General features: G+C 62.9%; 30 protein-coding genes and 1 other annotated feature. Of the genes, 18 read left to right on the top strand and 12 right to left on the bottom strand.

Annotated features, from left to right (window positions below):
• The first annotated feature begins 3 nt into the window (after positions 1-3).
• The 7 genes from GGR48_RS16550 (at position 4) to copM (ending at position 6782) form a co-directional block, all read left to right on the top strand.
• Positions 4-690 carry a ZIP family metal transporter gene (locus GGR48_RS16550; RefSeq protein ID WP_183952941.1) on the top strand — a complete coding sequence of 229 codons (687 nt, stop codon included), beginning with the start codon at positions 4-6 and terminating at the stop codon, positions 688-690.
• Positions 687-1295, top strand: a complete 609-nt coding sequence (locus GGR48_RS16545) for a cation efflux transmembrane domain-containing protein (protein ID WP_183952940.1) — start codon at positions 687-689, stop codon at positions 1293-1295. Before GGR48_RS16550 ends, GGR48_RS16545 begins: the two co-directional genes overlap by 4 nt.
• Complete coding sequence (locus tag GGR48_RS16540) at positions 1292-3793, top strand: heavy metal translocating P-type ATPase (RefSeq protein ID WP_183952939.1); 2502 nt, start codon at positions 1292-1294, stop codon at positions 3791-3793. The genes GGR48_RS16545 and GGR48_RS16540 overlap by 4 nt, the downstream gene beginning before the upstream one ends.
• The gene (locus GGR48_RS16535) at positions 3790-4710 is read left to right on the top strand and encodes an NAD(P)/FAD-dependent oxidoreductase (RefSeq protein ID WP_183952938.1); all 921 of its coding nucleotides are present in this window, start codon (positions 3790-3792) and stop codon (positions 4708-4710) included. The genes GGR48_RS16540 and GGR48_RS16535 overlap by 4 nt, the downstream gene beginning before the upstream one ends.
• The gene (locus tag GGR48_RS16530; protein WP_183952937.1) at positions 4707-5459 is read left to right on the top strand and encodes an HAD-IIB family hydrolase; all 753 of its coding nucleotides are present in this window, start codon (positions 4707-4709) and stop codon (positions 5457-5459) included. The genes GGR48_RS16535 and GGR48_RS16530 overlap by 4 nt, the downstream gene beginning before the upstream one ends.
• A gap of 15 nt (positions 5460-5474) precedes the next feature.
• Positions 5475-6071, top strand: a complete 597-nt coding sequence (locus GGR48_RS16525) for a VTT domain-containing protein (RefSeq protein WP_183952936.1) — start codon at positions 5475-5477, stop codon at positions 6069-6071.
• 330 nt (positions 6072-6401) lie between these two features.
• Positions 6402-6782 (top strand): CopM family metallochaperone, encoded by a 381-nt coding sequence (gene copM, locus GGR48_RS16520; protein WP_240455946.1) that lies wholly within the window; start codon positions 6402-6404, stop codon positions 6780-6782.
• 364 nt (positions 6783-7146) lie between these two features.
• On the opposite strand, the gene GGR48_RS16515 is transcribed toward copM, so the two are convergent.
• Genes GGR48_RS16515 through GGR48_RS16485 form a run of 7 tightly spaced genes read right to left on the bottom strand, consistent with a single transcriptional unit; the run spans position 7147 to position 13745 of the window.
• Positions 7147-7614, bottom strand: a complete 468-nt coding sequence (locus tag GGR48_RS16515) for a RidA family protein (RefSeq protein ID WP_183952935.1) — start codon at positions 7612-7614, stop codon at positions 7147-7149.
• A gap of 11 nt (positions 7615-7625) precedes the next feature.
• On the bottom strand, positions 7626-8357 hold the full coding sequence (locus GGR48_RS16510) for an amino acid ABC transporter ATP-binding protein (protein ID WP_183952934.1): 732 nt from the start codon (positions 8355-8357) through the stop codon (positions 7626-7628).
• On the bottom strand, positions 8354-9436 hold the full coding sequence (locus GGR48_RS16505; RefSeq protein WP_183952933.1) for an amino acid ABC transporter permease: 1083 nt from the start codon (positions 9434-9436) through the stop codon (positions 8354-8356). Before GGR48_RS16505 ends, GGR48_RS16510 begins: the two co-directional genes overlap by 4 nt.
• Positions 9433-10545, bottom strand: coding sequence for an amino acid ABC transporter permease (locus GGR48_RS16500; RefSeq protein WP_183952932.1), 1113 nt, complete (start codon positions 10543-10545; stop codon positions 9433-9435). The genes GGR48_RS16505 and GGR48_RS16500 overlap by 4 nt, the downstream gene beginning before the upstream one ends.
• Positions 10545-11570 carry an amino acid ABC transporter substrate-binding protein gene (locus tag GGR48_RS16495; protein WP_244954872.1) on the bottom strand — a complete coding sequence of 342 codons (1026 nt, stop codon included), beginning with the start codon at positions 11568-11570 and terminating at the stop codon, positions 10545-10547. The genes GGR48_RS16500 and GGR48_RS16495 overlap by 1 nt, the downstream gene beginning before the upstream one ends.
• Before the next feature lie 22 nt (positions 11571-11592).
• Complete coding sequence (gene metC, locus GGR48_RS16490) at positions 11593-12828, bottom strand: cystathionine beta-lyase (RefSeq protein ID WP_338110488.1); 1236 nt, start codon at positions 12826-12828, stop codon at positions 11593-11595.
• A 23-nt stretch (positions 12829-12851) separates the two neighbouring features.
• Positions 12852-13745, bottom strand: coding sequence for a LysR substrate-binding domain-containing protein (locus GGR48_RS16485; RefSeq protein ID WP_183952930.1), 894 nt, complete (start codon positions 13743-13745; stop codon positions 12852-12854).
• Positions 13746-13923: 178 nt separating this feature from the next.
• On the opposite strand from GGR48_RS16485, the gene GGR48_RS17985 reads away from it, so the two are divergent.
• On the top strand, positions 13924-14721 hold the full coding sequence (locus GGR48_RS17985) for a TonB-dependent receptor plug domain-containing protein (protein WP_206362444.1): 798 nt from the start codon (positions 13924-13926) through the stop codon (positions 14719-14721).
• Positions 14718-16553, top strand: a complete 1836-nt coding sequence (locus GGR48_RS16480; protein ID WP_206362445.1) for a TonB-dependent receptor plug domain-containing protein — start codon at positions 14718-14720, stop codon at positions 16551-16553. Before GGR48_RS17985 ends, GGR48_RS16480 begins: the two co-directional genes overlap by 4 nt.
• 687 nt (positions 16554-17240) lie before the next feature.
• Here the strand turns inward: GGR48_RS16480 and GGR48_RS16475 are convergent.
• Positions 17241-17903: a hypothetical protein gene (locus GGR48_RS16475; RefSeq protein ID WP_183952929.1), complete on the bottom strand. Its 663-nt coding sequence runs from the start codon at positions 17901-17903 to the stop codon at positions 17241-17243.
• Positions 17900-18187: a zincin-like metallopeptidase domain-containing protein gene (locus GGR48_RS18345; RefSeq protein ID WP_183952928.1), complete on the bottom strand. Its 288-nt coding sequence runs from the start codon at positions 18185-18187 to the stop codon at positions 17900-17902. The genes GGR48_RS16475 and GGR48_RS18345 overlap by 4 nt, the downstream gene beginning before the upstream one ends.
• On the opposite strand from GGR48_RS18345, the gene GGR48_RS16465 reads away from it, so the two are divergent.
• Positions 18103-19331 (top strand): IS3 family transposase gene (locus tag GGR48_RS16465; protein WP_183952927.1). Its coding sequence is split into 2 segments (ribosomal slippage): positions 18103-18391 and positions 18391-19331, totalling 1230 coding nucleotides; the frame shifts between segments, so codons are not numbered across the junction. The genes GGR48_RS18345 and GGR48_RS16465 overlap by 85 nt on opposite strands.
• Positions 18384-18500 (top strand) — a sequence feature (AL1L pseudoknot). Its footprint overlaps the gene before it by 117 nt.
• 61 nt (positions 19332-19392) lie before the next feature.
• Here GGR48_RS16465 and GGR48_RS16460 read toward each other — a convergent pair.
• Together GGR48_RS16460 and GGR48_RS18340 are read right to left on the bottom strand one after the other, a co-directional pair.
• Positions 19393-19779, bottom strand: a complete 387-nt coding sequence (locus tag GGR48_RS16460; protein WP_183952926.1) for a type II toxin-antitoxin system VapC family toxin — start codon at positions 19777-19779, stop codon at positions 19393-19395.
• On the bottom strand, positions 19779-20069 hold the full coding sequence (locus GGR48_RS18340) for an AbrB/MazE/SpoVT family DNA-binding domain-containing protein (RefSeq protein ID WP_183952925.1): 291 nt from the start codon (positions 20067-20069) through the stop codon (positions 19779-19781). The genes GGR48_RS16460 and GGR48_RS18340 overlap by 1 nt, the downstream gene beginning before the upstream one ends.
• A gap of 233 nt (positions 20070-20302) precedes the next feature.
• Between GGR48_RS18340 and GGR48_RS16450 the strand changes: the two genes are divergently transcribed.
• The 8 genes from GGR48_RS16450 (at position 20303) to GGR48_RS16415 (ending at position 25054) form a co-directional block, all read left to right on the top strand.
• The gene (locus GGR48_RS16450) at positions 20303-20920 is read left to right on the top strand and encodes a recombinase family protein (protein ID WP_183952924.1); all 618 of its coding nucleotides are present in this window, start codon (positions 20303-20305) and stop codon (positions 20918-20920) included.
• Positions 20904-21464, top strand: a complete 561-nt coding sequence (locus tag GGR48_RS16445) for a hypothetical protein (protein WP_240455944.1) — start codon at positions 20904-20906, stop codon at positions 21462-21464. Before GGR48_RS16450 ends, GGR48_RS16445 begins: the two co-directional genes overlap by 17 nt.
• A 70-nt stretch (positions 21465-21534) precedes the next feature.
• Positions 21535-22215: a DUF805 domain-containing protein gene (locus GGR48_RS16440; RefSeq protein ID WP_206362446.1), complete on the top strand. Its 681-nt coding sequence runs from the start codon at positions 21535-21537 to the stop codon at positions 22213-22215.
• Positions 22212-22838 (top strand): hypothetical protein, encoded by a 627-nt coding sequence (locus tag GGR48_RS16435; RefSeq protein ID WP_183952922.1) that lies wholly within the window; start codon positions 22212-22214, stop codon positions 22836-22838. Before GGR48_RS16440 ends, GGR48_RS16435 begins: the two co-directional genes overlap by 4 nt.
• A gap of 18 nt (positions 22839-22856) precedes the next feature.
• Positions 22857-23183, top strand: coding sequence for a hypothetical protein (locus GGR48_RS16430; RefSeq protein ID WP_183952921.1), 327 nt, complete (start codon positions 22857-22859; stop codon positions 23181-23183).
• A gap of 134 nt (positions 23184-23317) precedes the next feature.
• Positions 23318-23935: a recombinase family protein gene (locus tag GGR48_RS16425; protein ID WP_183952920.1), complete on the top strand. Its 618-nt coding sequence runs from the start codon at positions 23318-23320 to the stop codon at positions 23933-23935.
• 166 nt (positions 23936-24101) lie between these two features.
• Positions 24102-24275 (top strand): hypothetical protein, encoded by a 174-nt coding sequence (locus tag GGR48_RS16420; RefSeq protein ID WP_183952919.1) that lies wholly within the window; start codon positions 24102-24104, stop codon positions 24273-24275.
• A gap of 5 nt (positions 24276-24280) precedes the next feature.
• On the top strand, positions 24281-25054 hold the full coding sequence (locus GGR48_RS16415; protein WP_183952918.1) for a hypothetical protein: 774 nt from the start codon (positions 24281-24283) through the stop codon (positions 25052-25054).
• Positions 25055-25187: 133 nt separating this feature from the next.
• Here GGR48_RS16415 and GGR48_RS16410 read toward each other — a convergent pair whose 3' ends face one another.
• Positions 25188-25730 (bottom strand): hypothetical protein, encoded by a 543-nt coding sequence (locus GGR48_RS16410; RefSeq protein WP_183952917.1) that lies wholly within the window; start codon positions 25728-25730, stop codon positions 25188-25190.
• Positions 25731-25883: the final 153 nt, after the last annotated feature.

Here is a 25883-nt window from a genome sequence, read left to right as displayed (position 1 = left end):
GACATGCGAGCATTGCTCTACACGCTTGCGCCCGTCATCGCCGTCATCCTCGGTGCGATCATCGCGAGCCGCACCAAGCTGAAGCCGGGCATCGTCGCCGGATTGCAGCATTTGGCCGCCGGCGTTGTCTTCGCGGCAGCCGCAACCGAGATCTTGCCACAGGTCAAGCATGAGGCGTCGCCGAGCGCGACGCTGATCGGCGGGGCGGCGGGCGTCGCCACAATGCTGGCGCTCAAGGCCTTTGAGGCGCGTTTCAAGGGGCCGGTTGCGCTACTGGCGGCGATCGGCATAGACATCCTCGTCGACGGCCTAGTGCTCGGCCTCGCTTTCGTGGCGGGCGAGAAAGCCGGTTTCCTGCTGACGATCGCGCTGACGCTCGAAGTTCTGTTCCTCGGCCTGACGCTGACCGACGAGCTTGCGGAGACCTATCGCTCGCGGCTGCGCATCGTCGTGATTGTCTCGGCGCTGGCGCTGCTTCTTCCGGTGGGGGCGCTGGCCGCCATTCCGGTCGCGACCCTGTCGCCGGTTATGATCGCGGGATTCCTGAGCTTCGGCCTGATGGCGCTCCTCTACCTCGTCACCGAGGAGCTGTTGGTCGAGGCGCACGAGAAGCCAGACACGCCACTCATCAGTTCGATGTTCTTCGTCGGCTTTCTGGCCCTGCTGACACTCGAGGAGATCATGGCATGAGCGTGAACAACGATACCGCGAGCGCGCAGGAGCGGCACACGCTTTGGATCGTGCTGTTGCTCAATGCGGCGATCGCGGCAGGCTTTTTCGTGTCGGGACTCTTCGCAGACTCGAGCGCGCTCATCGCAAACGGCGTCGACAATCTGTCTGACACGGCCGTCTACGCGCTGAGCCTTGTGGCGCTCAGTCATGGCAAGACGTGGAAGACTCGCGCCGCGATGGTCTCGGGGATCATGCTGCTGATCTTTGCCGGCGGCATCCTGCTCGATGTTGGGCGGCGCTACATTCAGGGCAGCGAGCCGATCGGTCCCACCATGATGGTCATGTCAGCCATCGCCGGCGTCGTGAACTATTGGTGCCTGCGGCTGCTCCAACGCCTCAAGGACCCGGACGTCAACCTGCGCGCGGCCACGACTTTCAGCTTCAACGACTTCATCTCGAACGGGGGTATCCTTATCGCCGGCGGACTAGTTCTGTGGCTGGGCAGTAACTGGCCGGACCTGCTGGTTGGCCTCGCCACCGCGATCATCGCCATCAAGGGCGGCTTTGAGATCCTGCGAGACACCCGCGCCGAAATTAAAAAAAGCGAAAGGAGGTCGTCATGAACGACAAGCTTGAACTCGATATTCCGGTCCTGTTACCCGACCTCCCCGACGCGGCTGATGCGTGCCTCGACCGGCTGGTCTCGACGCTGTCGGCCAAAGACGGCGTCGACCGGGTGCACGTCATCAACGTCGATGGCGATGCGCCTGCGGGGTTATGCATCCATTTCGATGCGGGCAGGCTACCGCTTCCGCGCCTGCGCGAGATGGTGCGGGCAGCCGGCGCCGAGATCACACAGCGCTACGGCCATGCCACCTGGCAAGTGTCCGGCATCAACCATGAGCGTCGCGCACGCACGGTCGGGGAGACGCTCGGCGCTATCCCTGGCGTCGTGCACGCGAGCGCGAGCCCTGGCGGCACGGTCCAGGTCGAATATAGTCGCGAACAGATTAGTGAGGACGAGATTCGCGCGGCACTGCGCAGGCTTAAGGTCGGCTTGGGCAAGCGGGTCGCGGCCGACGACCATGCCGGACACGATCATGAGCCGGGTGGAAATGGGCAAGGCGAGGACAAGCATGGCCCCGGCGATGGCCACGACCATTCCCATGCGGACTTCCTGGGTCCGAACACGGAGCTGATCTTTGCGCTCGCCTGCGGCGCGCTGCTCGGCATCGGCTATGCCATCGAGAAGCTGGTCGCAGGAGGACCGGGATGGCTGCCGACGGCCTGCTACATCGCCGCCTATTTCTTCGGCGGCTTCTTCACGCTGCGCGAAGCGATCGACAACCTGCGCCTCAAAAAGTTCGAGATCGACACGTTGATGCTGGTCGCGGCCGCAGGTGCCGCGGCGCTGGGCGCGTGGGCGGAAGGCGCGCTGCTACTGTTCCTGTTCAGCCTCGGCCATGCGCTCGAGCATTACGCGATGGGCCGCGCCAAGAAGGCGATCGAGGCGCTGGCGAAGCTCGCGCCCGAGACCGCGACCGTGCGGAGAGACGGACAGACGAGTGAGATCCCGGTCGAACAACTGGTGGTCGGCGATATTGCAATTGTCCGCCCCAACGAGCGGCTGCCCGCCGACGGTTTCGTCATCAAGGGCAACAGCGCGGTCAACCAGGCGCCGGTCACCGGTGAGAGTATTCCGGTCGACAAGGTGCCGGTGTCCGACGCAGGAGCTGCGCGCGCCAAGCCCGATGCGGTTGAAGCGGAAAGCCGCGTCTTCGCCGGCACTATCAACGGCGGCGGTGCGATCGAGATCGAGGTAACGCGCCGCTCAAACGAGACCGCGCTTGCCAAGGTCGTCAAGATGGTGAGCGAAGCCGAGACGCAGAAGTCGCCCACGCAGCGCTTTACCGACCGTTTCGAGCGCGTCTTCGTGCCTGCGGTCCTGGCGCTCGCCTTCGTCCTGCTGTTCGCATGGGTGGTCGTCGACGAGCCGTTCCGCGACAGCTTCTACCGCGCCATGGCGGTGCTGGTCGCGGCGAGCCCGTGCGCGCTTGCGATTGCGACGCCGAGCGCGGTGCTATCGGGCGTCGCCCGCGCGGCGCGGGGCGGCGTGCTGGTGAAAGGCGGGGCACCGCTCGAAAACCTCGGCTCGCTGAAGGCGATCGCCTTCGACAAGACGGGGACGCTGACCGAAGGTCGGCCGCGTATCACCGACGTCGTGCCCGTCGACGGCACCGACGAGGGCGAGCTGCTGGCGCTTGCGGTAGCCGTGGAAGCGCTCAGCGATCACCCGCTCGCGCAAGCGATCGTCAAGGATGGGCGTGAGCGGCTGAAGGACCGTGCGCTGCCTGATGCCGGCGACATGAAGAGCCTGACCGGGCGCGGTGTCACGGCCAAGGTGGACGGGCAGACAGTGTGGATCGGCAAGGCCGAGATGTTCGGCACCGATGGCGTCCCTGCGCTCGGGCAGGGGGCGACCGATGCGATTGCCCGCCTGCGCGAGAGCGGCCGCACCACGATGGTCGTGCGCATGGGCGACCGAGACCTCGGCGCGATCGGCCTGATGGACACGCCGCGCGAGGCCGCCAGGACGGCGCTTCGCCGCCTCCACGACATGGGCGTGTCGCGGATGATCATGATCTCCGGCGACCACCAGAAGGTGGCTGAGGCGATCGCCAACGATGTCGGCATCGACGAAGCCTGGGGTGATCTGATGCCCGAGGACAAGGTCGCGGCGATCAAGAGGCTCGCCGGCGAGGACAAGGTCGCGATGGTGGGCGACGGCGTCAACGACGCGCCGGCGATGGCGAGCGCCACGGTCGGCATCGCCATGGGCGCGGCAGGCTCCGACGTCGCGCTGGAGACAGCCGATGTCGCCCTGATGGCCGATGACCTGGCGCATCTGCCGTTCGCAGTCGGCCTAAGCCGTCATACCCGCGGCATCATCCGGCAGAACGTCTTCGTGAGCTTGGGCGTCGTCGCCTTCCTCGTGCCGGCAACCATCCTCGGCCTGGGCATCGGACCGGCGGTGGCCGTTCACGAGGGATCGACCTTGCTGGTCGTCGTCAATGCGCTGCGGCTGTTGGCCTACCGTGATCCGGCAAAGCTGGCAGCATGACGACAGAACGCCTCGACGCCTTGATCGTCGGTGGCGAACCGGCGGGCCTCACGGCGGCGATCTATCTTGCCCGCTTCCTGCGCCACGTCGTCGTGATCGACGACGGGCACGGCCGTGCCAAGTGCATACCGGTCTCGCACAACCATGCCGGCTTCCCTGAAGGGATCGCTGGCAGCGTGCTGCTGGAACGGGTGCGGAAGCAGGCAGAGCGCTACGGCGCCTCGCTCATCGCAGGCCGGGTCGAGACCATTGCCGGTGAAAAAGACAGGCTCGAGGAGCCAGGGCAGGGGATCGACCTTCGAGCCCGCGCGGTACTGCTGGCGACCGGTGTCGAGAATCGTCGTCCCGCGATTGAGGGAGACGCGCACCGCGATGCGCTCGACCGCGGGCTGCTGCGCTATTGCCCGATCTGCGATGGATATGAGGCACGGGGGCAGACAATCGGCGTGATCGGTGCCGACAGCCACGGCGTCGCCGAGGCGCTGTTCCTGCGCACCTTCTCCGACGATGTCACGCTGATCGCCCATACCGCCGTGACGCTGACCTCGGCTGATCGGGCCAACCTCTGGCAGGCAGGCATTCGTGTTATCGACACGCCGATGGCCTCCATCGCATTCGAGGATCGCACCGTCATCACCCTGACCAGCGGCGATACACATCGCTTCGACACCGTGTATCCGGCGCTGGGTTCGGACAGTAACAACGCGCTCGCACGACAGCTCGGTACAGAGCTGAGCGACGACCACTGCATCGTCGTCGACGCCAAGCAGCGAACCAGCGTCCAGGGCGTCTATGCCGCCGGCGACATCGTCATGTCACTCGACCAGATCAGCGTCGCCATGGGCCATGCCGCGGTCGCCGCGACCACGCTGCACAATGATCTCCGCAACCGCGACGGGGAAGGAACCGGCTCATGAAATGGCTAATCGCATTCGATCTCGACGGGACGCTTGTGGAAAGCAAGCGTCCGCTATCGAACGAAATGGCGGAGTCCCTGGCCCGCCTGCTCGACGTCGTTGACGTGGCGGTGATCTCGGGCGGTGACTGGCCCCAATTTGACAAGCAGGTTGCATCGCGGCTCCCGAAGGGTGCCGCGCGCGAACGACTATGGCTGATGCCCACCACCGGGACCAAACTCTACCGCTTCGTCAACGATGCGTGGCGGACCATCTATGCCGAGCTGTTCGACGATGCGGAGAAGGCAAACATACGCACTGCCTTCGACCGCGCGCTTGCCGACGCGGGCCTCGCCGACGAGCGCATCTGGGGCGAGCGGATCGAGGATCGGGGAAGCCAGATCACTTTCTCCGGTCTGGGGCAGGCTGCTCCGCTCAAGGAAAAGGAGGCGTGGGACCCAAACCGGGCCAAACGAACGGCACTGCAAAAGACGCTGCGCGGTGCGCTGCCGAACCTGTCGATCAACCTCGGTGGCACGACGTCGATCGACGTAACGCGGGCCGGGGTCGACAAAGGCTATGGCCTTAACCGGCTGAGCAAGGAAGCCGGCGTTCCGTTGGCCGGAATGCTCTTCATCGGCGATGCGATCTACCCCGGCGGGAACGACTATCCTGCCGTCGAGGCGGGTGTGGACACGGTCAAAGTCCGCGATGTGGCCGAAACCCAAGCCGTGATGGCAGCGATCATCGCCTGCCTCAAGCGCCCTTAGAGCCAGGATATACCCGTGCTCAGCGTCATATCATCGATCCTCTCGGCACTCGGCGGCTTTGGCATCTTTCTGCTGATGCTCGCCGAGAACGTCTTCCCGCCCATCCCATCGGAAGTGATCCTCCCGCTCGCGGGCTATACGGCCGCGCAAGGTCGAAGTGCCCTCTGGATCGTGATCGTCGCGGGTACGCTCGGTTCGGCTGCTGGCGCGCTGCTCTGGTACTATGTTGGCCGGTCGATTGGCGTCGATCGGTTGAAGCGGTTCGCATCGCGGCACGGTCGGTGGCTGACGCTGACGCCCCGTGAAATCGATAATGTCGACCGCTGGTTCGATCGTCACGGACGTTGGGCCGTGCTGGTCGGCCGCATGGTGCCGGGTGTACGGACGCTAATTTCGGTGCCCGCGGGGGTCAGCGGAGTGCCACTGGTGCCGTTTCTGGTCGCGACACTGGCCGGTTCTGCGATCTGGACGACGGTGCTGGCGCTGGCAGGCTACGAACTGGGCGAGCGCTATAGCCAGGTGGGCAACATCATCGGGCCGGCCAGCAATGTGGTAATCGGCGCGGCGGTCCTCTGGTACATCTGGCGGGTCGTAACTTTCGGCCGCCATTGATGAACCCTCATCCCCTGTGGCCTGCCTTGCCCGCCGGAGTCTGGCTTGTGGCAGCTTCGCTGCTGGTGCGAGTGACCCGCTTCGTGCGCGCTTATGGCTTGATCTCGCCTGCTAGCGCACTTGTTCTCGTCAAATGGATCGGGGCTTTGCATCGAACCGGCTTTCGAGCGTGGCGCCATAACGGCGGGAAGTGGCGTTGGTCTGCAGCGCCAGTGCGAACGACAAAATGGTAACTGGAACCCGACGTATGTCCCGCTGCCAAGACCAGTGTTTGTGGCGCGATTACCGCCCGCCCGAAGCGGTAGGCAGGATAAGAGGAGACTAGATTTGATGGATACCCGAATACAAGCTGCCATGCTGGTGGGAGCCGGCGCCGTCCTGATCGCGGCCGCCCCTCTGGCGGCACAACATGCCCGGCACACACCGGCGGCAGCCGCCAACGAAATCGCAGCGACGAAGGCGTATCGCGCAGCCAATGCAAAGATGCACGGCAGCATGGACGTGCGGTTCAGCGGCGACGCGGATGCGGACTTCATGCGCGCCATGATCCCCCACCATGAAGGGGCAATCGCGATGGCGGAAGTTGAGTTAAAATATGGTCGCGATCCGGAAGTGCGCCGGCTCGCCGCAGAGGTGATTGCAATGCAGCGCCGGGAGATCGGGCAGATGCGGGCCTGGCTGGCTCGGCGCGAACGGCAACGGCAGCGCTGATGCTCAATCGGGAGAGACGACAGATGGCCATAGGAACCGCGCGCACCGTGCTTGCCTTTGTGACGATCGCGGCATTGTCCAGCTGCGGGGTAGGGGGGCCACGCGATGCTGGCTACTTCGTCACCCACGCAGACGAGGCGAAACTTGTCGTCACACGATGCGAGCGGGGGCAGGAAACTGGCAACGACTGTGCGGCGGCGGCTCAAGCCGTCGCCCAGATCAAGGACAAGGCGGCGCGGGCAGCGACGCCCCCAGGACTGAACCCGTAAGCAGACTGGACTTGCGCCGGAAACCGCCGCCCGGCGGCTTGAGCTTTTAAAAGCGGAGCTCGGGGAGTGAGATCCCCGAGTAACTACGGCAGCATTCAAGCCCCTGATGCCACCTCTATAACGGCATCGACCTCAACGGCATACCCGAGCGGAATGCGGTAAACGCCGACCGCCGAGCGCGCATGACGACCGCGGTCCCCGAAGACGTCCACCATCAGGTCCGATGCACCGTTGATAACATCGGGGATCGCGTCAAAACCAGGTCCCGCCTGCACGAAGCCGCCAAGGCGGAGCACTCGCGACACGCGTTCCAGGTCGCCGTCGCACGCCGCCCGGAACTGCGAGATGAGATTGATCGCGCACAACCGCGCGGCCCGGACGGCGGTCTCCAGATCGACGTCCTGACCGACCGTGCCCCGAATATCTTCGCTTCCACGCGAAAGCTGGCCGGAGATATGGACGATCGTGCCGGAGGCGGCGAAGGGCACGTAATTGGCGACGGGGGCAGCCGCTTCGGGCAGGGCGATACCGAGTTCGGTCAGGCGAGCGGCGATGCGGGACATGGATTCCTCCGTCAATGGATGAGCTGGCCGAGAAAGGCGCGGGCGCGATCGTGCTTTGGCGCCGAGAAGAAGGCGGTGGGCTCACCGATCTCGACGATCTGTCCGGCATCCATGAAGACGACGCGGTCGGCGACCTCGCGCGCGAAGCCCATTTCGTGCGTCACGCACAACATGGTCATGCCGTCGGACGCGAGCGCGGTCATGATGTCGAGCACTTCCTTGACCATTTCGGCGTCGAGCGCCGAGGTCGGTTCGTCGAACAGCATGATCTCGGGCCGCATGCACAGCGCGCGGGCGATGGCGGCGCGCTGTTGCTGGCCGCCGGAAAGCTGGCCGGGATATTTATCCTTCTGATCGCCGATCCGCACGCGGTCGAGCAGGGCGTGGGCACGTTCGCGCGCCTCCGCCGGCGACGCCTCGCCGACGCGGACCGGTGCCAGCATGCAGTTTTCCACGATCGTGAGGTGCGGGAACAGGTTGAAGCTCTGAAACACCATGCCGACCCGAATGCGCACCCGCTGGAGCGCGCGGGCGTCCTCGCGCACTTCCTCGTCGCCGATGGCGATACGACCCTGGTCATGGCTTTCGAGGCCGTTGATGCACCGGATTAGGGTCGATTTGCCCGATCCCGAGGGACCGCAGATGACGATGCGCTCGCCCGGCGCGATGTCGAGGTCGACGTTGCGCAGTGCGTGATAGTCGCCATACCATTTGTGGACGCCCGACAGCGTGATGGCGCTCATCGCCGTACCTGGCCGAGCGTGCGCTCCAGATGCAGCGCATAGCGCGCGAAGGCGTAGCAGATCGTGAAGTAAATAAGTGCGATCATCAGATAGGTCTCGGCATAGGGGGCGGGCCAGTCGGGATCGCTGAGCGCGACCCGGCCGGCACTGAGCAGGTCGAACAGACCGACGACGAGGACGAGGCTGGTGTTCTTGACGATCACCACCACGGTATTGGTGAGCGGCGGGATGACGTTGCGAATCGCCTGGGGCAGCACGACCAGCCGCATCGCCTGCGCCCAGCTCAGCCCCAGCGCGCGCGCCGCCTCCTCCTGTCCGCGCGGCACACCCTGCAGGCCGCCGCGCACTACCTCGGCAAGATAAGCGGCTGCGGAGAAGGTGAGGGCGACTAGCGCGCGGAACAGATTGTCGATGGTCACGCCGTCGGGCAGCAGTAGCGGCACCATGATCGAGGCGACGAACAGCATCGACAGAAGCGGCAGCCCGCGAACCAGCTCGATGAAGCCGGTCGACAGCCAGCGCAGTGCGGGATGGGGCGACCGGCGACCGAGCGCCAGCAGCACCGCCGCCGGAAAGCCCAGCGCCAGCGACAGCACGGTGAGCAGGATGGTGATCGGCAGCCCGCCCCAGGCGGATGTCGGCACCTCGGTCAGTCCGATCGTTTTGCCGCCCATCAGCAGCAGCGCCGCGACGATACCGGCGATCCAGCCGAAAAGGGTGGCGCGCGTCCAGTGTTTGCGCGGCAAGGACCAGATGGTCAGAACGACGAAGATCCCGACCGCCACCATCGGGCGCCACCGCTCATCCTCGGGATAGATGCCGAACAGGATGAACGGGGTCTTGGCGCGCAGGAATGCCCAGCAGGCGCCGGCATCGCGACAGGCTTCGCCATCGCCGACCCACACGCCGTTCGTGACCGCCCAGGCGAACAGATGGGGCAGGGCGGCCAGCGCGACGAGGGTGATGAACACGGTCGCGAGAGAACTCGCGGCATCGCCGAACAGCGATGCGGCCAGCGATGGCCGCGCGACGACCGGCGCCGGCAGGATGGCTTCGGGGGCGGTGCGGACGTAGCTCATCGTTCCACCAGCGCGATCCGCGCGTTGAGCCGGTTCATTAACAGCGAGATGAGCCCCGACAGCATGAGGAAGGCGATCATCAGGATGGCGATGCCCTCCAGCGCCTGCCCCGTTTGGTTGATCGTCGTCGCGGTCACGAAGTTGAGTTCGGGATAGCCGACCACCAGCGCCAGCGTGCTGTTCTTGAGGATGTTAACGAATTGGCTGGTCATTGGCGGCATCATGATGCGCAGCGCTTGCGGCATGACGATCAGGCGTAACGTCTGTCGTTCGGACAGGCCGATCGCGCGCCCCGCCTCCCATTGCCCCTTCGCCACCGCATCGATGCCGCCGCGGATGATCTCCGCCGCAAAGGCGCTGGCGTAGAGGACTAGCCCGAGCAGCACGGCGACGAACTCGGGCGTCAGGGTCAATCCGCCGGAGAAGTTGAACCGACCCAGCACCGGCGTATCGCGCTGCAACCCCAGTGCGCAGGCCATCACCACGCTTATCATGACAGTCGCGAGCGTGGTGATGCTGGCTTGGCGCAGCTTGCCCCGCCACGCGAGAATAGCGGTGGCGACCAGGCCAGCGGCAACGGCCAGCAACATCGGCAGCGCGCTACCGACCAGGCCGAACGTCGTCAGGTAGAGCCCGCGATCGGTGAAGAATATACCCGCCATCGGCTGCCACGCCTCGGCCGAGGGCGGAAGGCCGATCGTGACCGCGCCGTACCAGAACAGCAACTGGACGACGAGCGGCGTGTTGCGGATCAGATCGACGAAGCCGCCACCCAGCGCCTTGGCAAGCGCATGGTCGGATCGGCGGGCTAGTGCGATCGGCAGGCCGAGCAACGTCGAGATCGCCGCGACCAGCACGGACAGAAACAGCGTGTTGCCCAGCCCGACGATGATCGCCCAGGCGAAGCTGTCGACCGGCGAATAGGGAAGGATGCTCTCCGAGATCGGAAAACGCGCCGCCCGATCTAGGAAGCTGAGGCCGGTAGCGATGCCTCGCCGCGCCAGATTGTCGGCGACATTGGCCGCCAGCCATGCGAGGCCTGCCACCACCATTGCGAGCAGCCCGATCTGCGGCAGCCACCACCGCCAGCGCGCGCCCCCGCGCGCCATCAGAAGAAGCCGAGCGGCAGCATCAGCCCGCCGTCGCGCTGAAGGCGGTTGAGGCCACGCGGAATCTTCAGCCGGCTGTCCTTGCCGACATTGCGGTCATATACCTCCCCGTAGTTTCCAACCTGGCGCACCACTTGGTAGGCGAAGTCGTCGGGCAGTCCGAGCGCATGGCCGTTGCCCGGCTCAACGCCGAGGAAGCGCTTAATCGTCGGGTCATCCGACTTTCGCATCGCTTCCGCATTGCTGCTGGTGATACCCAGTTGCTCGGCGACGATCATCGCCTGGATAGCGAATTTCACGACGTCGAACCACTGGTCGTCGCCGTGACGCACGGCAGGGGTCAGTGGCGTCACCTCTTGATCGGCGGGGAAGATGATGAAGTCGTCGGGCTTGTCGGCCTGGGTCGCGCGAACCGACGCCAGCGCGGAGGCATCGGTGATGAGCGCATCGCAACGACCCGAGAAGAAGGCCTGCCGGGTGCCCTGCACGTTGTCGAATATGACCGCGCGCATGTTGAGCCCGTATTTCCGCGACACATCCGCGAACGTCACTTCGGGCATAGAGCCGGTCTGCACGCAGACCGATGCGCCGGACAAGTCACGCACGCTCTTCGCGCCGCTCACCTTGCGCACCATGAAGCCGGTATAATCAAAGAAATTCGGAATGGTGAAGTTGACGCCGTTGGCGTCGCGCTGAAGCGTCCAGGTGGTCGTGCGCGGCAGGAGGTCGATCTCGCCGGTCTGAAGCGCCGTCAATCGCTGCTGACCGGTCAGCGGCACGAACCGGGCCTTTTCCCGGTCCCCCAGGACGGCGGCGGCGACGGCACGGCAGGTGTCTACGTCCAGCCCGCGCCAATAGCCCTTGTCGTCGGGGGCGCCGAAGCCGACCGTGTCCTTGTTCGAGCCGCACCGAACGTAGCCACGCGCTTTCACGGCCGCCAGCGTTCGACCAGTGGGCGAGGCAGCGCCACTGCCGCTTGGTGCGCCGCTGCAACCCGTCAGCAGCAGCGCCGCGGCGGCGAGCAATGCTGTTCCCCGCCGCATCGGATCAGGCGCCTTTGCCGGCGGGGACTAGTGCATCGAACAACGCTGCGATGTCGGTCCATAGATCCTCGGGATCTTCCAGCCCGACGCTGATCCGCAAAATGCGGCCTTCCTCTGTCCAAGGATTGACGGTGCGATCCCCCTCCACCGACATCGGCGCGATCAGGCTGCGTGTGCCGCCCCAGGACGCGCCTATGGCGATCGTCTTCATCGCCGACAGCGCATCATCGAGCCCCGCGTCGAGGCCGGGCTTCAGCACGACGCTGAACACGCCGCTAGCGCCCTTGAAGTCGCGCTTCCAGAACTCATGACCTGGACAGTCGGGCAGGGCCGGGTGCAGCACGCTTGCGACGGCGGGGTGCGTCTTCAGCCGCTGCGCGAAGTCGGTGGACACCCGGCCCATATGCGTCAGGCGCACGCCCATAGTCTCCAAACCGCGCAAGGCCAACGCGCAGTCGTCGGGCGACACGCCGATGCCGATCATGCGTGTCGTGTCCTTGAGCTTACGGTGCCAGGCAACGTCGGCAACCGAAATCGAGCCAAGCAGGATGTCGCTGTGACCGCCGACATACTTGGTCAGCGCCTCCATCGAAAAATCCATGCCGATGGCGAGTGGCTTGAACAGTAGCGGAGTCGCCCAGGTGTTGTCGCAGCCGGTCAGCACGCCCTTGTCCTTGGCGGCAGCAACTATGGCGGGCAGATCGCCCACCTCCATCGTCGTCGAACCCGGCGATTCGGTCCAGACGAGCTTCACGGTGTCGTCGATCAGCTCGGCGATGCCCGCGCCAATCATCGGATCATAGACCCGGTGATGAATGCCGCGTGGCTCCAGATAGTTGGCGCAGAAGCCGCGGACAGGCGGATAGGCATTGTCTGGGATTAGCACCGTGTCGCCCTGCCGTAGCACCGTCAGGAAGACGATCGTGATGCCCGCCTGCCCCGACGGCACGATCACCGTGCGCTCACCCTGTTCCAGCGCGGTGAGCTGCGCTTCGAGCGTCTTGGTGGTAGGCGTGCCGTGTAGGCCGTATGTGTAGCCGTCGGGCCCGCGGTACTTGCGGTTCGCATACGCCTCGGCGTCGTCGAACACGATGGTGGAGGCGCGATAGGTCGGCACCGTCAAGCTGGCGAACCCCTCATGGCTCACCTTCGGGTGGTGCACGACTTGAGTGAGATCCTTCATGATTGCCCCTTCTGCATTCGGACCATCATGAGCGCGAGAAGATAGAAGCTCAATCACCCGTCAGGCACGCCTCTATGAGTTTAAATTATAGGATTGCGATGGCGAGCCGCGAGAAGGGCTGCGGTAAAGTCCTTGACGATCTGAGCGCGTTGCGCGTCCGGGCGAAACAACAGCAAGGTCTTGAAGAAGATCTCGGGCTCGAACGGCCTGAGGACGAGTCCCCGCTCTGGAAAGCCGTCGATCGCGCCGGGATTGACGATACCGAGCCCGACCCCTTCCAGCACGAGCGCGCAGACGGTACTCGTATAGGGCGTTTCGACCAGGATGCGTGGCTTGGAACCTGCTTTCTCGAGTGCTTGAGTCAGGCGAGCGCGGGCCCTGTCTTCTGGAGAGAGCGCGACGAAGGGCTGACCGTCGAGATCGGCGGGAGTGATCGCCTTTCGACTCTGCAGGGGATGACCGGGTGGCAGCGCGCACAGGGCGCGGATGCTTTGAAAGGGCCGATGCTCGACACCGGATACGTCGATCTCGTCGGCTGCGAGCCCGACATCGAATTGCCCGCTCGCGACTGAATCTCTGACGGCAGAGGAAAAGCGGACCTGAAGCGTGATGGCTATTTCGGGATGCTGCTTGTTGAAGGCGCTGATGGCCCGCGGCACCAGCGTCGAGCCTAGTGCGGCTAGGCTCGCCACGCGGATCCTGCCCGATCCGAAATCCCGAATACGCGCGGCAGAAGATCGAAGCGTGTCCAGGCCGACGAAGCTCGCTATCACATCGCCGAAGAACATCTGGCCCTCCGGCGTCGGAACCAGCCGACCGCGGACTCGATCGAACAGCGCGAACCCGACCGATTGCTCGAGGTCTGCAACTGAACGGCTGACCGCAGGCTGAGTGATATTGAGCAGTTCGGAGGCGCGCGAGGCAGACCCGCTCATCATCACGGCGCGATAAATCTCCAACTGACGAAAGTTCATTGAAGCGCTAGCTCCTATAAGTTCTACGTATGGACTCGTTCCCAGACGTCTATAGCGTTTTTAGGTCCAGCTTCCATGATTGGTGACAGGGATGTGACACGGGCACTGACCGCGCCCAGTTCAAAGGGCCGTGCACGCTCCCAGCAGGAGGCGCTTCACGCGCAAGAGGGGAGAGTTCATGACCCGCACTTTCAGGTCTTTCCGCGTCGGGACATCAGTCACCGCGGTGTCACTTTCGCTAGTGTGGGCCACGTTGGCTCAGGCTCAAACCGCACCAGTCGAGTCCGACGAGCAGGCAAGCGCCGACATCGTCGTCACCGGCAGTCGCTTCGGCGGGCGGGTGGCGACTGAATCGCTGAACCCGGTAGATACGATCAGCAAGGAGGAGCTGACGTCCAGCGGTGCCAGCGAACTCCAGGACATGCTGAAGGTGGCGGTACCCAGCTTCAGTACGCCGCGCCCGGTTGCGGTAGGCGTTGCCGACTTCCTCGCCTCGCCGACGCTCCGTGGACTCTCAACGGGACAGATGCTGGTGCTGGTCAACGGCAAGCGGCGCCATACCAGCTCCCAGCTCAACCTCGGCAACACGATCGGTCGCGGCGACATCGCCTATGATTTCAATGCGATTCCTGCAGGTGCGCTTGGCCGCGTCGAGGTGCTGCGCGACGGTGCATCAGCGCAATATGGCTCTGACGCAATCGCCGGGGTCATCAACATGCAGCTCGACGATCGTGTTGGTGTCGATGGAACGATCAGCTACCGGCAGACGACACGCGGCGACGGGGAAACGTATGTCGCTTGGGCAGGCGGCGGCATGCGGCTGGGCAGCGAGGGCGTGTTGCGCGTCACCGCGCAATATCAGAAGCAGGAGATCACCGACCGCGCACGACCCGACACGAGGCAGCAGTATTTCGGCCGCAACGCAGCAGGCCAGCCCGTGCTGCCGAGTGGGAATTTGGGTCGGGCATCGGTTTGACCCCCTCCAACGGAACGCTCGATCCGCGCGAGGCAACGGTAAATCGCGACGTCTGGGTTTTCGGGCAGCCCGCCTACGAGAACCGTCAAATATTCGCCAACGCCAAGCTGCCGCTGGCTGGCGATCGTGCCGAACTCTACGCCTTCGGTGGCTACAGCAACCTCGAAGGCACGGCGTACAACTTCTTCCGCCGTGCCGGGCAGGACGAGACGGTTCGTGCGATATATCCTGATGGCTTCCTGCCCCTGCAACGCATCACGATCGAAAACTGGTCCGGTGCTGGTGGCGTTCGCGGCGCGCTCGGCGAGCTGCGCTACGATCTCTCCTCAACCTTCGGCAACGCGCTTGAGTCGCTCGCCTACCGCGACTCCCTCAACGCGTCGCAAGGAACGGCGAGCAAGCGTGAGTTCGATCGCGGCAGTACCCGCTTTCGCCAGTGGACCAGCAACCTCGACCTTTCCCTGCCAATCGATCTCGGCGACGGCGCGCCACTCAATGTCGCATTTGGGCTCGAATATCGGAAGGAGTTCTTCCGCATCTTCGCCGGTGAACCGGACAGCTATGCCAATGGCGGTGTACCGATCCTCGATGGGCCCAATGCGGGAAGGCCCGCGCCCGTTGGTGCGCAGCCAGCTGGTGGCTATGCGCCGTTCGAGACAGTGGATGCGACCCGCAACTCGAAGGCTGTTTATGCCGAGGTGCAGAAGGAGTTTTTCGATCGACTGACGCTCGACGGAGCGCTGCGATACGAGGACTTCTCCGACTTTGGCGACACCTGGAACTGGAAGGCCGGCACGCGTTTCGAAATCATCAAAGGCCTAGCCCTGCGCGGCGCCTACAGCACCGGCTTCCGTGCCCCGGCGTTGCAGCAGAGCTTCACCAGCAACACCAACATCATCTTCCTAAACGGTGAACCACGGCGAGTTCGCGTCATTCCGGTGTCGGACCCGGTTGCACCGCTGATCGGCGGGACGCCGCTTCAGCCCGAGCGATCGAGGAACATGACCGCCGGCGTGGTCATCAGTCCGCCGGGTACGCGGCTGACCTTCTCGATGGACTATTACAATATCCGGATCGACGATCGCATCGCGCTCTCATCCACCTTCACTGCGACCGCACTGACCAACCTGCTCGCCGCCAACGGCCAGCCCGGCTATCAGTCCGTTTCCTATCTGACGAATGCCGTGGACACGACGACCAAGGGGGTCGATGCGACGTTGACCTGGCGTACGCCGCTCGCTGGCGGCAACCTGAGCGCCACGCTGGCCGGCACCTTTGCGCAAACCAAGTTCCGCCGCATCGCTGGCACGCCGCCGGCGCTCTCGGCGTTGGGGATTTCGACCGTTCTGTTCGACCTGACCCAGCAGGTTCGCTTCACCAACTCGATCCCGCAGGACAAGGTGACGCTCGATCTCAACTGGCGTTCCGGACGCTTCGCGGTGGGACTGAACAACACCTATTTCGGCGAGGTCTCCCAGGTCGCGCTCACCGGCCGAACCGCAGCGCAGGTCGCAGCGCTCACACCCGGCTACAACACCACTGTCGTTCCAGCCAATGCCGCGGGCACCAGCTTTGACATCATCCAGCATTTCCGTCCCGCGGTTATTACCAGCATGGAAGTCAGCTACGATGTCACCGAATATGCCACGTTGATCGTGGGCGCTGACAACCTGCTCGATGTCATGCCCGAAAAGCAGATTGCATCGACGGCCGCCAGCGTTGCCGCTGGCAGTACCGGGGCAGATAACAACGGAATCTTCCCATATGCGAACATCGCACCGTTTGGGGTTAATGGCGCGACGCTTTATGCTCGTCTTCGTTTCCGCTTTTAATCGAGGGGCCTTCGGGATCACCGGCAACACCTTGCAGATTGGACTTTGACCATGATTCTTGTCTCGCTTCTTCTTGTCCAGGCCGCTCCCGCTGCAGCTGCCCCTTTGCCCGGCATTTGGAGTCTCAGTGAGAAAGCGAGTTGCTCGGCCGGCGAAGCATGGGTCTTCACGGCAGACGGCTATTATGCTGAGGTGACATTACCTGCATCGGAGATCCACGCGGTCGGCATCTGGGAGGATCGAGGAGCTGCAATCGACTACACACATGCCCACCCACCGTTTGCCTCCTTTGCGACCCAGCAGGAGCGTCGCACCTATAAGGTAATTGCCCGATCTGCTGATCGGATTGACGCGACAAATTACAAGGGCGAACGTCGTGTGTTCCATAGATGCCCCGCAGGGGCGCTACGCGCAGCACACAAGTAACTGTCGAGGCGAAATAACTACGCGTCGTAGCGACCCTAATACCGTTAGATTACCCGACGGCGAAACTGCCGCGCCTTGGCCCGGAAGGCGCTGACGACGCTGCCTACATTTCAAAGGCCGGTGAAGGTGCCACGCCGAGGGATACTCCCGACCGCGTGTCTCAGTTGATCGGTTCGCCAGTAAGATGGCGCGCGCTGGCATCCTCGAAGTTGACGCGCAGATGGGTGAGCGGCGTTAGGGTTATTACATGATGAACAAACCTTAAGACGGCGATTGGATGGAGGAAACGGGTACCAAGAGCTTGTCGTCGATCGGCTCGACGTCGCGCAGGTCCACCATCGCGATCTTTTCGGCGCGCTCGCCCCCGACCGGATCGAGATAAACATAGGTGTGGTCCCCAAAGACAAAGCTGCACAAACGCCAGATGACGCCCTTGCGCCCGACCCGGCGCTCCGATCGACCGTCATAGGAGGCGAACGATCCGACGATGCGGACGCGCTGCGCAATGCGAAGCCAGTTTGCCGCGCCGTCGATGACGGCGCGGCGCTCCTCTGGCGATAACGCCGGTCGGCCGATGCCGAACGTCGCTTGCGGGTCGCGCGCGATCCGCGCCAGCTTCACCTCGAGGGGTTCGGGGGTCCAGTCCGACACGGGACCGGGCTTGGTGCGGTGCACGTGCGTGACGGACTTCGCGCCGAACAGATCAGGTTGAACGCCGACCAACCGACGCGCGAACATCGCCTTGTGATAAGCGCGTCGCCACAGCGTCTCGGGTGTGGGCGGCCTCCTGAGTCGCCCGTCGCGCATCAGCGCGACCAGCTCGTTGAATGTCGCCTCGTCGACGGTCGCGATGCGGGAGTCATAGACCAACCGGCTCGCGACCGCCCGGCCCCCTTCGGGACCGGTGTCGTCGTCCTCGATCATGCCGCCTCCTCAAGCTCGGGGGCGGTCTCGATTGCCATGCGGCTCAAGAGCCAATCGGCTGCGGCCTGCGCCTGCGTCGCGGCGGTGAAGATGCAACGCTTGTCGTTGCGGAGGGCTTGAAGCCAGCTCGCCAGATAGGCGGCGTGTGAACCGCCCCGGGTTTGTCGGAGGCTCCAACTCCTGAGAAGGTGGAGCCTGTATGAGCAAGACGACGAACAAGTTTGCGCCTGAAGTCCGCGAGCGAGCGGTACGGATGGTGCTGGACCACGAGCGCGATCACCCATCGCGATGGGCAGCGATAGTTTCCATTGCCGAGAAGATCGGCTGCGTTCCGCAGACGCTGCATGAGTGGGTAAAGAAGGCAGAGGTGAACAGCGGCAAGCGCGCTGGCGTGCCGACGGAGGTCGCCGACAAGGTAAAGGCGCTGGAGCGCGAAGTCCGCGAGTTGCGCCAGGCCAATGAGATCCTCCGCAAGGCATCCGCATATTTTGCCCAGGCGGAGCTCGACCGCCCGTTCCGGCGATGATCGCCTTCATCGACGATCACCGTGAAGCCTATGGGGTCGAGCCGATCTGCCGCGTCTTGCCGATCGCCCCATCGACGTATTTCGAGCGTGTCGCGCAGCGGCAGGATCCAATGCGCCTATCGGCGCGGGCGCAGCGGGATCAGGTTCTCAAGCCCGAAGTGGCTCGCGTGTTCGCCGAGAACTTCGCGGTCTACGGCGTCCGCAAGGTCTGGCGGCAGATGATGCGCGAGGGCTTCCCGGTCGCCCGCTGCACCATCGAGCGGCTGATGCGCGATATGGGTCTACAGGGCGTGATCCGGGGGAAGCCGGTTCGCACGACGATGAGCGACAAGGCAGCGCCGTGCCCGCTGGATCACGTCAACCGCAGGTTCTATGCGCCAGCGCCGAACATGCTGTGGGTGTCGGACTTCACCTACGTCGCGACCTGGGCGGGCTTCGTCTACGTCGCCTTCGTCATCGATACCTACGCCAGGCGGATCGTGGGGTGGCGGGCGAGCAGAACGGCGCACGCCAGCTTCGTCCTCGATGCCCTGGAGCAGGCTCTCCACGACCGCCGGCCGGCCCATCGCGGCGGCCTCATCCATCATAGCGACCGCGGGTCGCAATACGTGTCTATCAAGTACACCAAGCGCCTCGCCGAAGCCGGGATAGAGCCATCGGTCGGCAGCGTCGGCGACAGCTACGACAACGCTTTGGCGGAGACGATCAACGGCCTCTACAAGGCCGAGGTGATCCACAGGCGTGGGCCGTGGCGCAGCTTCGAAGCCGTCGAATATGCCACGCTCGAATGGGTCGACTGGTTCAACCATCGTCGCCTGCTGGAGCCCATCGGCAACATCCCGCCTGCCGAAGCCGAAGAGCAATATTATGCTGCCGCGGAGAACCTCGATATGGCAGCGTAACTCACAACCCACGGCCTCCGGCAAACACGGGGCGGTTCATAGTCACGCCTGAACCCTCAAACTAACGGATATGCTCAAGCTTCAAGTTATTAACCTTCACCTTTTTCCACTCACGATCGGCGGTGAGGGCAGGGACCCCAAGCTGCACAGCGAGCGCGAGACATGATCGGTCACCTAGTCCACGACCATATTGGCGCGTCTGGGCATGGAGAGCCGCGGCGGCATAGGCCGCTTCGGTATCGTGGGCGTGAACGTCTAGTCGAAGCTCGTCGAGCAATTCGCGGGTGGTCGGCTCGTCGAGGCCACTGAGCAGCAGCTCCTTGATCACCTCCTGAAGATTGACCGCCGATATCGCTGCGCGCCCGATGTGGGGGGCGACCTTGTCGGCACCGGGTTCATCTCGGACCAACGCCAACACTGCGGATGCGTCGAGAACGACGGATGCCATTATGCGTCTCGATCCGATGCAGCGGACGTGTCCTCACCGTGATCAGCGGCAGCTTCCGCCTTCCGATCTTCCAGGAAGTCGTCGGTCGTGCGGGCATGTTTGGCATGTGCTCGATAGAGTGCCTGCGCGCGTGATACGCCATGACCAATGGGGGACAGGCGCACCTGATCATCCTCGACCGTTAGGATGATCTTCGTATCGCCATGTAGACCCATCGCCTTTCGTACCGATGCTGGAAGAACCATGCGGCCATTACCGGCAACGTTGATATCTATGGATTTTGATGTCACCTTCGCACTCCTTCCAGTCGGTATCGAGCTAGGAACATGCCAGAAGAAAGAATGTGACACAACTAGGCTGTGGGAAGATACTTCCAGGGTGTCATCGTGCATATGTCAATGTAGGTATACCGTGATGGGACACGGCCGATGAAACACCCGCAGCGTCCGATCAGGGTCGTTTGCAGCGATATTGAACAGTTGCCGCCGAGGGTCTAGAAGCTGATCGAACAGAAAGGGCCTCCATGACACTTTTCGGCTATGCGCGCGTGTCGACGCTCGATCAGGATCTGGGCATTCAGGAAGCCGCGCTGCGAGCGGCTGGATGCCAGACGATCCGATCGGAGAAAAAGTCGGGCACCGATCGCGGCGGGCGGACCGAGCTGCAGATCCTGCTCGACTTCCTTCGCGAAGGTGACACCCTCGTCGTCACGCGTATCGACCGGCTGGCACGATCGATGAAGGACCTGCAGGACATCGTCCATGAGCTGAAGGGCAGGGGCGTGGCACTCAAGGCCACCGAGCAGCCGATCGATACGACGACGGCGGCTGGCAAGGCGTTCCTCGACATGCTGGGGGTGTTCGCGGAGTTCGAGACGAACCTGCGCAAAGAGCGCCAGGCGGAAGGCATCGCGGCGGCCAAGGCGCGCGGCGTCTATAAAGGCGGCAAACCGCGCATTGACCCGGAGGCGGTCCGGCAGCTGGCGGCTGGCGGCATGCGCCCGGCGCATATCGCCCGCGAGCTCGGCATATCGCGCGGGACGGTCTATCGATTTCTACCTGCCGCAATTGCTGGCGCGGTGGGGTCCATGGCCAGCGTGCCTGAAATGCCGTCGGAGCTGGCCGATGCCGATCCGGCCTGAGCATGTCTTTCTCTATCCCATAGACTGGAAGCACATCTCCCGCTTCGTTCGCTTTGTCCGGGCCAAGGGATGCTGCGAGCATTGCGGACGACGGCATAACGAAAGGGTGTTCCACCTTGGCGATGGGCGCTGGTGGGACTCACAGCGTCTCTATTGGCGAAGCGGGGAGGGGCGCCGGATTCGCCGCCCGGCCGAGGACATCCTGACAGTCGGCAGATGGACATCGGTAGTGCTGGCCTGCGCGCACCTTCATCATGATCCAAGCGATAGCCGATTCGAAAAGCTCGCCGCGCTTTGCCAGCGCTGCCATATGATCCACGATGTACCCAAGCATCGGCGACGTCGCTGGATGAATGCTCATTACCGGCGTGCGTTGGGTGACCTTTTCTACGGCCCCTATCCCCTCCGCGGTGCTGACTGGATTACGCCCACGCCAGCCAGCATGCTCGACGATTCCAGGCTACTTTATCAACCGATCCGAAACGGCATCGACAATTTGCAATCCATTGTCACGGCCGATGATGCTCATGATGGTATTGATTAAATATAACAGCAAAGTCTTTGCGTCCCTTTGATATGCTATACGTTCTGACCCAGAAGCTGATGTAAGGAGCGTGGCATTGGGTTTGATCCGATTTTTCTCCTTTGCTGCGCGCGCCTCTCGGATCCGGTGGATGGCGTGGTTCGCCATGGCGCTTGGACTGACCGTAATCGCCGCCAACTTGCTCGCCCACCTGGGTGGTTATGCTGTGGCCGGCATCTATGCTGCGCTGGGATTGATCGCGGCGAAGCTCATCACTGAAACCGTCCGGCGCGTTCACGATTGCGATCAGAGCGGCTGGCTGGTGCTCGCCGTTGGCCTGGGTATTGCAGCATTGTTGGTCACTGCCGGGATCCGCTGGCTCGGACACGGCGGTGATGCCGTTGTGTGGAGTTCGCTGGGTCTGGCCCTTGTAGGCGGTGCAGCCCTGGTCGGACGCCCGGGAACCGCAATCGCCAACCGGTTCGGTCCACCCCCTCCGCAATTCAATGTGCATCCTGTAGGCGAAACTTATCCGGGAGCGCTTGTGGCCGCATGCTTCATTCTTGCCGGTATCAGCGCCGGCGTAGGGGTGCGGGCTTGGCAGGATGCCTTGGCGGAAGAGCGTTTAGCTCGGGTCCAACGGACGGCGCCAGCGGTTGCCGAGTCACGAGGGCCGTCCGACGTGGCCAACCAATCGCATGATCCCCTTGACAATGATAACGCTGCCCTGTCGAACCGCATCGACGATCTCCTGAGGGAGAGTAAGCCATGATCAGCGGAAACGCAGCCCGGTTGAAGGCCGCGCAAGCGTTACTCCTGCGCTTCATCGAGATCGGCCGCGTGAAAGACATCAAACGCCATGCCGCGTTACAACGCAGTCCTGCCGGCTGGCCAATCACCCGCGACGATTTTGCCGGTCAGATCAAAGCGCGGCTCGATGGCAAGCTGCCCGATCAACTCGAAACATCCTATTGCGGGCCTGCCGTCTTTTTATACTGCCTGATCCATGATCGGCCGGACATCTATGTCACCTATGCGATCTCGTTGTGGGAACGTGGTCGTTTCCGGTTTGGCAATCGCAATGCGGCGCTCAGTCTGTCGAGTGCCGATGGCGAAATTCCGGCGGCTATCAAACTGCGCCAAGCCCGTGCGGCCACTCCGCGCCGGCGACATATCAACGATATCGACTGGATGACCATGTCTTGCCTGAGCGCATCGACCCGGCCGGTTGATGTCGGCGCAGTGACACCGAGGGATGAATTTGGATCGATTACCTATCCACGCGTCTTGCGTCGATGGTTCGTCGCAGCCGGTGCGGCGGTACGCGCCGACACGATGGGCGCAGGCCTCTTAAAGAGCCCTTTGGCCGAAACACTGACATTGATGAAGCATTGAGGCGATAGCTGGATCATTTTGCAGATCGACTCCAGCTTGCTGCAAGGTGGCAGCACCAACACCTTTGCCAAGCGCCATTGGGTAGCAGTCGACCCACACCGTCAACCCATGGTTCGAAAGGGTGCAGTTGGCCCCGTGGTGCCTTTGGCCGATGTCGCACCAGACATATGGAAAATCCCGCCAGGTCAAAGCACACCCAATCTTGAAGGCCATCACATGGCGGACTGGGAAACGAATCTAGGCATCGTGACTTGGGCGAATGAGCATCACGAAGTTCATAATCGAAAGCTGGGCCAGACCATTGGCCGTATCTACGGCGGCTATGCATTTTCGAGATTTAAATAATACGTCATCCCCCCGTACGGCTTTAATAGATCGATTTCGGACACTCTGTAGCGGGTATGTCCATAAAATAGCTTTGCAGCATTCTGGACAGGCAATATGATCCGGACATCCTTTTCGGACAGGTAAAACCACTCTTGGCACGCACTTTCGCATACGTCCGGGTATCGACCGTTGGTCAGACAGCCGAAAACCAGGTCCAAGAAATCACGGCAGCTGGTTTCGTGATCGAGCCACATCGGATCATTGCGGAAACCGTGTCTGGCAGCGTCGCTGCTCGCGCGCGAAAGGGATTTGCCCGCCTGTTGGACCGCCTCGAAAAGGGCGACGTCCTAGTGGTGACCAAACTTGACCGCTTGGGGCGAGACGCAATCGACGTCGGCACGACCGTCCGCCAACTCGACGACATGGGGGTTCGGGTTCACTGTCTGGCTCTGGGCGGAGTCGACCTCACCAGCTCGGCCGGTCGCATGACAATGGGCGTGATCAACGCAGTCGCCCAGTTTGAACGCGATCTCCTTATAGAGCGCACGCAATCCGGTTTGGCTCGAGCGCGAGCGGAGGGGAGGCGGCTGGGCCGATCCCCATCAATAGACGACCGTAAACGGTCACAGATTTTGGAAGCCCTTGGCCGGGGTGAAAGCATCAACTCACTCGCATCCCGCTTCGGCACCAGCCGTCAGACTGTCATGCGCATCCGCGAAGCTCATGACCAATCCGGGGCGGTACATAGAACGGACCCAGATATACGCTAACAGACGCTCACTCAGTCAGGGTACCGTCGACAGTCCCAATTGGGACGGAGTTTTAAGTGCTTCTAGGCAGACACCCGGTAACCGCTGCACGAGAGTGTCCTGTGTGCCCTCAGCCTGGGTGGACGCTGGGTGAACCAACATGTATTTCGGATGTTGGAGAATCAGGATGCGCGTGAATACCAGCACTTCGATGCGTTTGGCCCGCCGGGTCAAAAGCAGGTACGGCACATGGCAGGCCGTGCGACAGGCGTCGCGCGTCGAAAACGGCGTGTACGTCGTGAGCGCTAATGCGGCCGCCGATAGCGACAAGCAGGACAGCTCGATTCCTGTCACGGCATAATTGGCTTGGCCTTCAGCTACTCGCTTTTTCTCGTTCTGCTGCTGATCTTCCCGGGCCTGTGCTTCTGGGCTGGCTGGCGTGCCGGCGAACGAACTGACTTCCTGAGCCCGTCGCCGGATCGACCAAACTCCACCCTGACGCTGTTCATGGTGGTCTTCGGCACCATTGTAGGACATCTGCTAGGAACGGGCTTCTTCGCTCTGCAAGCGGCTTGGTGCCAGACAACTGGCTTCTGTGTTGGTGTCGACTTCGATCCCAACATATACCGCGCCTTATTGCGGGGTGCTTCCGATGCCCGAGGCGCGACGGACCTCGCATTGGAGGCATGGCTCTCGGCGATGCTCCTCGTCGGCGTGGTAACAGGCGTCATCGCCCAATGGATCGTGCAGCGCGACGCCGTGAGTGGCAAGACGGACCCCATTGCGTTCGGATGGCTCAATCCCGCCGTGCAGGCGGTCAAAAAAGGCGACTCCTTCGTCGTCGCCTATGTGCTCACCAAGACCAGCCACGACGGCTTTATCGTGGCTTATGAGGGCACGGTTCAGCAGCTCGCGCTCGACGAGGACCAGTCTATCAAGCTGGTCATCCTCAACGATGTCGACCGTTTCCTGGTCAAAATTTCTGAGAGCGGCCTTGACCGGGTCGACACAAGCTCAACGCCGATAACCCAGTTGCAGGTGACAGCGGCCGAGATTGCAAATGTGGCACTGGAGGTCGTGCAGGCGCCAGCTGCGGATGTTGAGGCCGTCGCACAAGAGGACGCGGCTGAACGGAGCTGATTAGCCTCACGGCTAGCCGAACCGCGCTGGCCAAATCCCACTCAAAAAGGATCGAATTTCGGGAATGCCCTCGATCGGGCGATAGAGTCCATCACGTCATCCACCGATCAAACGGCCGGGATTGGGTATGTGGTTACGGTTTGAACGGGTCTTCGCCAGCTTTGCATATGCTTGAAGGCGGCATGTAGCCGTCCGGGTGGGCGTCGCAGTGAGGACTGCCCCAGCCAATCACAACAAGGTGTCTATAGCGGATAGTTTCGTTTACGTAGTATTGCTCAATAGATTTAAGTTCGTATGAAATACTTTCGACTTGTCGAGCGGCCAAGTCTCGATCGTGTAATGATCCGTTTACAGCGACATCTTCCATGAGGTCCTGTTTATCACGTAAAGCCTGTCGCTGTTCCTGACAAGCAACGAGCGCGGCCTTCAATGCTACGGTTGCTTCCTCCCACGCGGCAGAGTGTTGTGGGGTGCCGAACGCTTCAACAGCCCGTGCGTTGCTGCGAGCGCGGGCATCACCACACGTCTCGTAAGATGCGAATACTCTCATGCCTTTTAGACGCGCAACAGCTTCGACATCAGCAGAGAAAGGCGGGAGCGGCTTGGGCGCGGGTGGAATGCCGGGAGACGCAGCAGCCTGGACCTGTATAGCCGCTGCAAGAATAGCGAAAAACATCAGATGGTTTCTCCTCGATTTACATCGTCTCACATTCTGAAAGCGGCGTCGCGCTGATTGGCCCCTGTGCATTATCGGGCCACGGATTCACGGTAGCGGCTTGGCGAGCAGAGGCGTGAAGCCATCGGTGTCGAGTTCGAGGTTTTCGGCCCA

Origin of the sequence: Sphingomonas pseudosanguinis, assembly GCF_014196255.1 — a bacterium.
GTDB classification, from domain to species: Bacteria; Pseudomonadota; Alphaproteobacteria; order Sphingomonadales; family Sphingomonadaceae; genus Sphingomonas; species Sphingomonas pseudosanguinis.
This window is presented reverse-complemented; position numbering and strand designations above follow the sequence as displayed.

Excerpts from the sequence above, each read along its gene's own strand:
- GGR48_RS16460 (WP_183952926.1), bottom strand. The coding sequence starts at position 19,779 with ATGGCATCCGTCGTTCTCGACGCATCCGCAGTGTTGGCGTTGGTCCGA.
- copM (WP_240455946.1), top strand. The coding sequence starts at position 6,402 with ATGGATACCCGAATACAAGCTGCCATGCTGGTGGGAGCCGGCGCCGTC.
- GGR48_RS16500 (WP_183952932.1), bottom strand. The coding sequence starts at position 10,545 with ATGGCGCGCGGGGGCGCGCGCTGGCGGTGGTGGCTGCCGCAGATCGGG.
- GGR48_RS16530 (WP_183952937.1), top strand. The coding sequence starts at position 4,707 with ATGAAATGGCTAATCGCATTCGATCTCGACGGGACGCTTGTGGAAAGC.
- GGR48_RS16545 (WP_183952940.1), top strand. The coding sequence starts at position 687 with ATGAGCGTGAACAACGATACCGCGAGCGCGCAGGAGCGGCACACGCTT.
- GGR48_RS16420 (WP_183952919.1), top strand. The coding sequence starts at position 24,102 with ATGCGCGTGAATACCAGCACTTCGATGCGTTTGGCCCGCCGGGTCAAA.
- GGR48_RS17985 (WP_206362444.1), top strand. The coding sequence starts at position 13,924 with ATGACCCGCACTTTCAGGTCTTTCCGCGTCGGGACATCAGTCACCGCG.
- GGR48_RS16475 (WP_183952929.1), bottom strand. The coding sequence starts at position 17,903 with ATGATCGAGGACGACGACACCGGTCCCGAAGGGGGCCGGGCGGTCGCG.
- GGR48_RS16410 (WP_183952917.1), bottom strand. The coding sequence starts at position 25,730 with ATGTTTTTCGCTATTCTTGCAGCGGCTATACAGGTCCAGGCTGCTGCG.
- GGR48_RS16505 (WP_183952933.1), bottom strand. The coding sequence starts at position 9,436 with ATGAGCTACGTCCGCACCGCCCCCGAAGCCATCCTGCCGGCGCCGGTC.
- GGR48_RS18345 (WP_183952928.1), bottom strand. The coding sequence starts at position 18,187 with ATGGGTGATCGCGCTCGTGGTCCAGCACCATCCGTACCGCTCGCTCGC.
- GGR48_RS16485 (WP_183952930.1), bottom strand. The coding sequence starts at position 13,745 with ATGAACTTTCGTCAGTTGGAGATTTATCGCGCCGTGATGATGAGCGGG.
- GGR48_RS16540 (WP_183952939.1), top strand. The coding sequence starts at position 1,292 with ATGAACGACAAGCTTGAACTCGATATTCCGGTCCTGTTACCCGACCTC.
- GGR48_RS16435 (WP_183952922.1), top strand. The coding sequence starts at position 22,212 with ATGATCAGCGGAAACGCAGCCCGGTTGAAGGCCGCGCAAGCGTTACTC.
- GGR48_RS16445 (WP_240455944.1), top strand. The coding sequence starts at position 20,904 with ATGCCGATCCGGCCTGAGCATGTCTTTCTCTATCCCATAGACTGGAAG.
- GGR48_RS16510 (WP_183952934.1), bottom strand. The coding sequence starts at position 8,357 with ATGAGCGCCATCACGCTGTCGGGCGTCCACAAATGGTATGGCGACTAT.
- GGR48_RS16450 (WP_183952924.1), top strand. The coding sequence starts at position 20,303 with ATGACACTTTTCGGCTATGCGCGCGTGTCGACGCTCGATCAGGATCTG.
- GGR48_RS16515 (WP_183952935.1), bottom strand. The coding sequence starts at position 7,614 with ATGTCCCGCATCGCCGCTCGCCTGACCGAACTCGGTATCGCCCTGCCC.
- GGR48_RS16550 (WP_183952941.1), top strand. The coding sequence starts at position 4 with ATGCGAGCATTGCTCTACACGCTTGCGCCCGTCATCGCCGTCATCCTC.
- GGR48_RS16535 (WP_183952938.1), top strand. The coding sequence starts at position 3,790 with ATGACGACAGAACGCCTCGACGCCTTGATCGTCGGTGGCGAACCGGCG.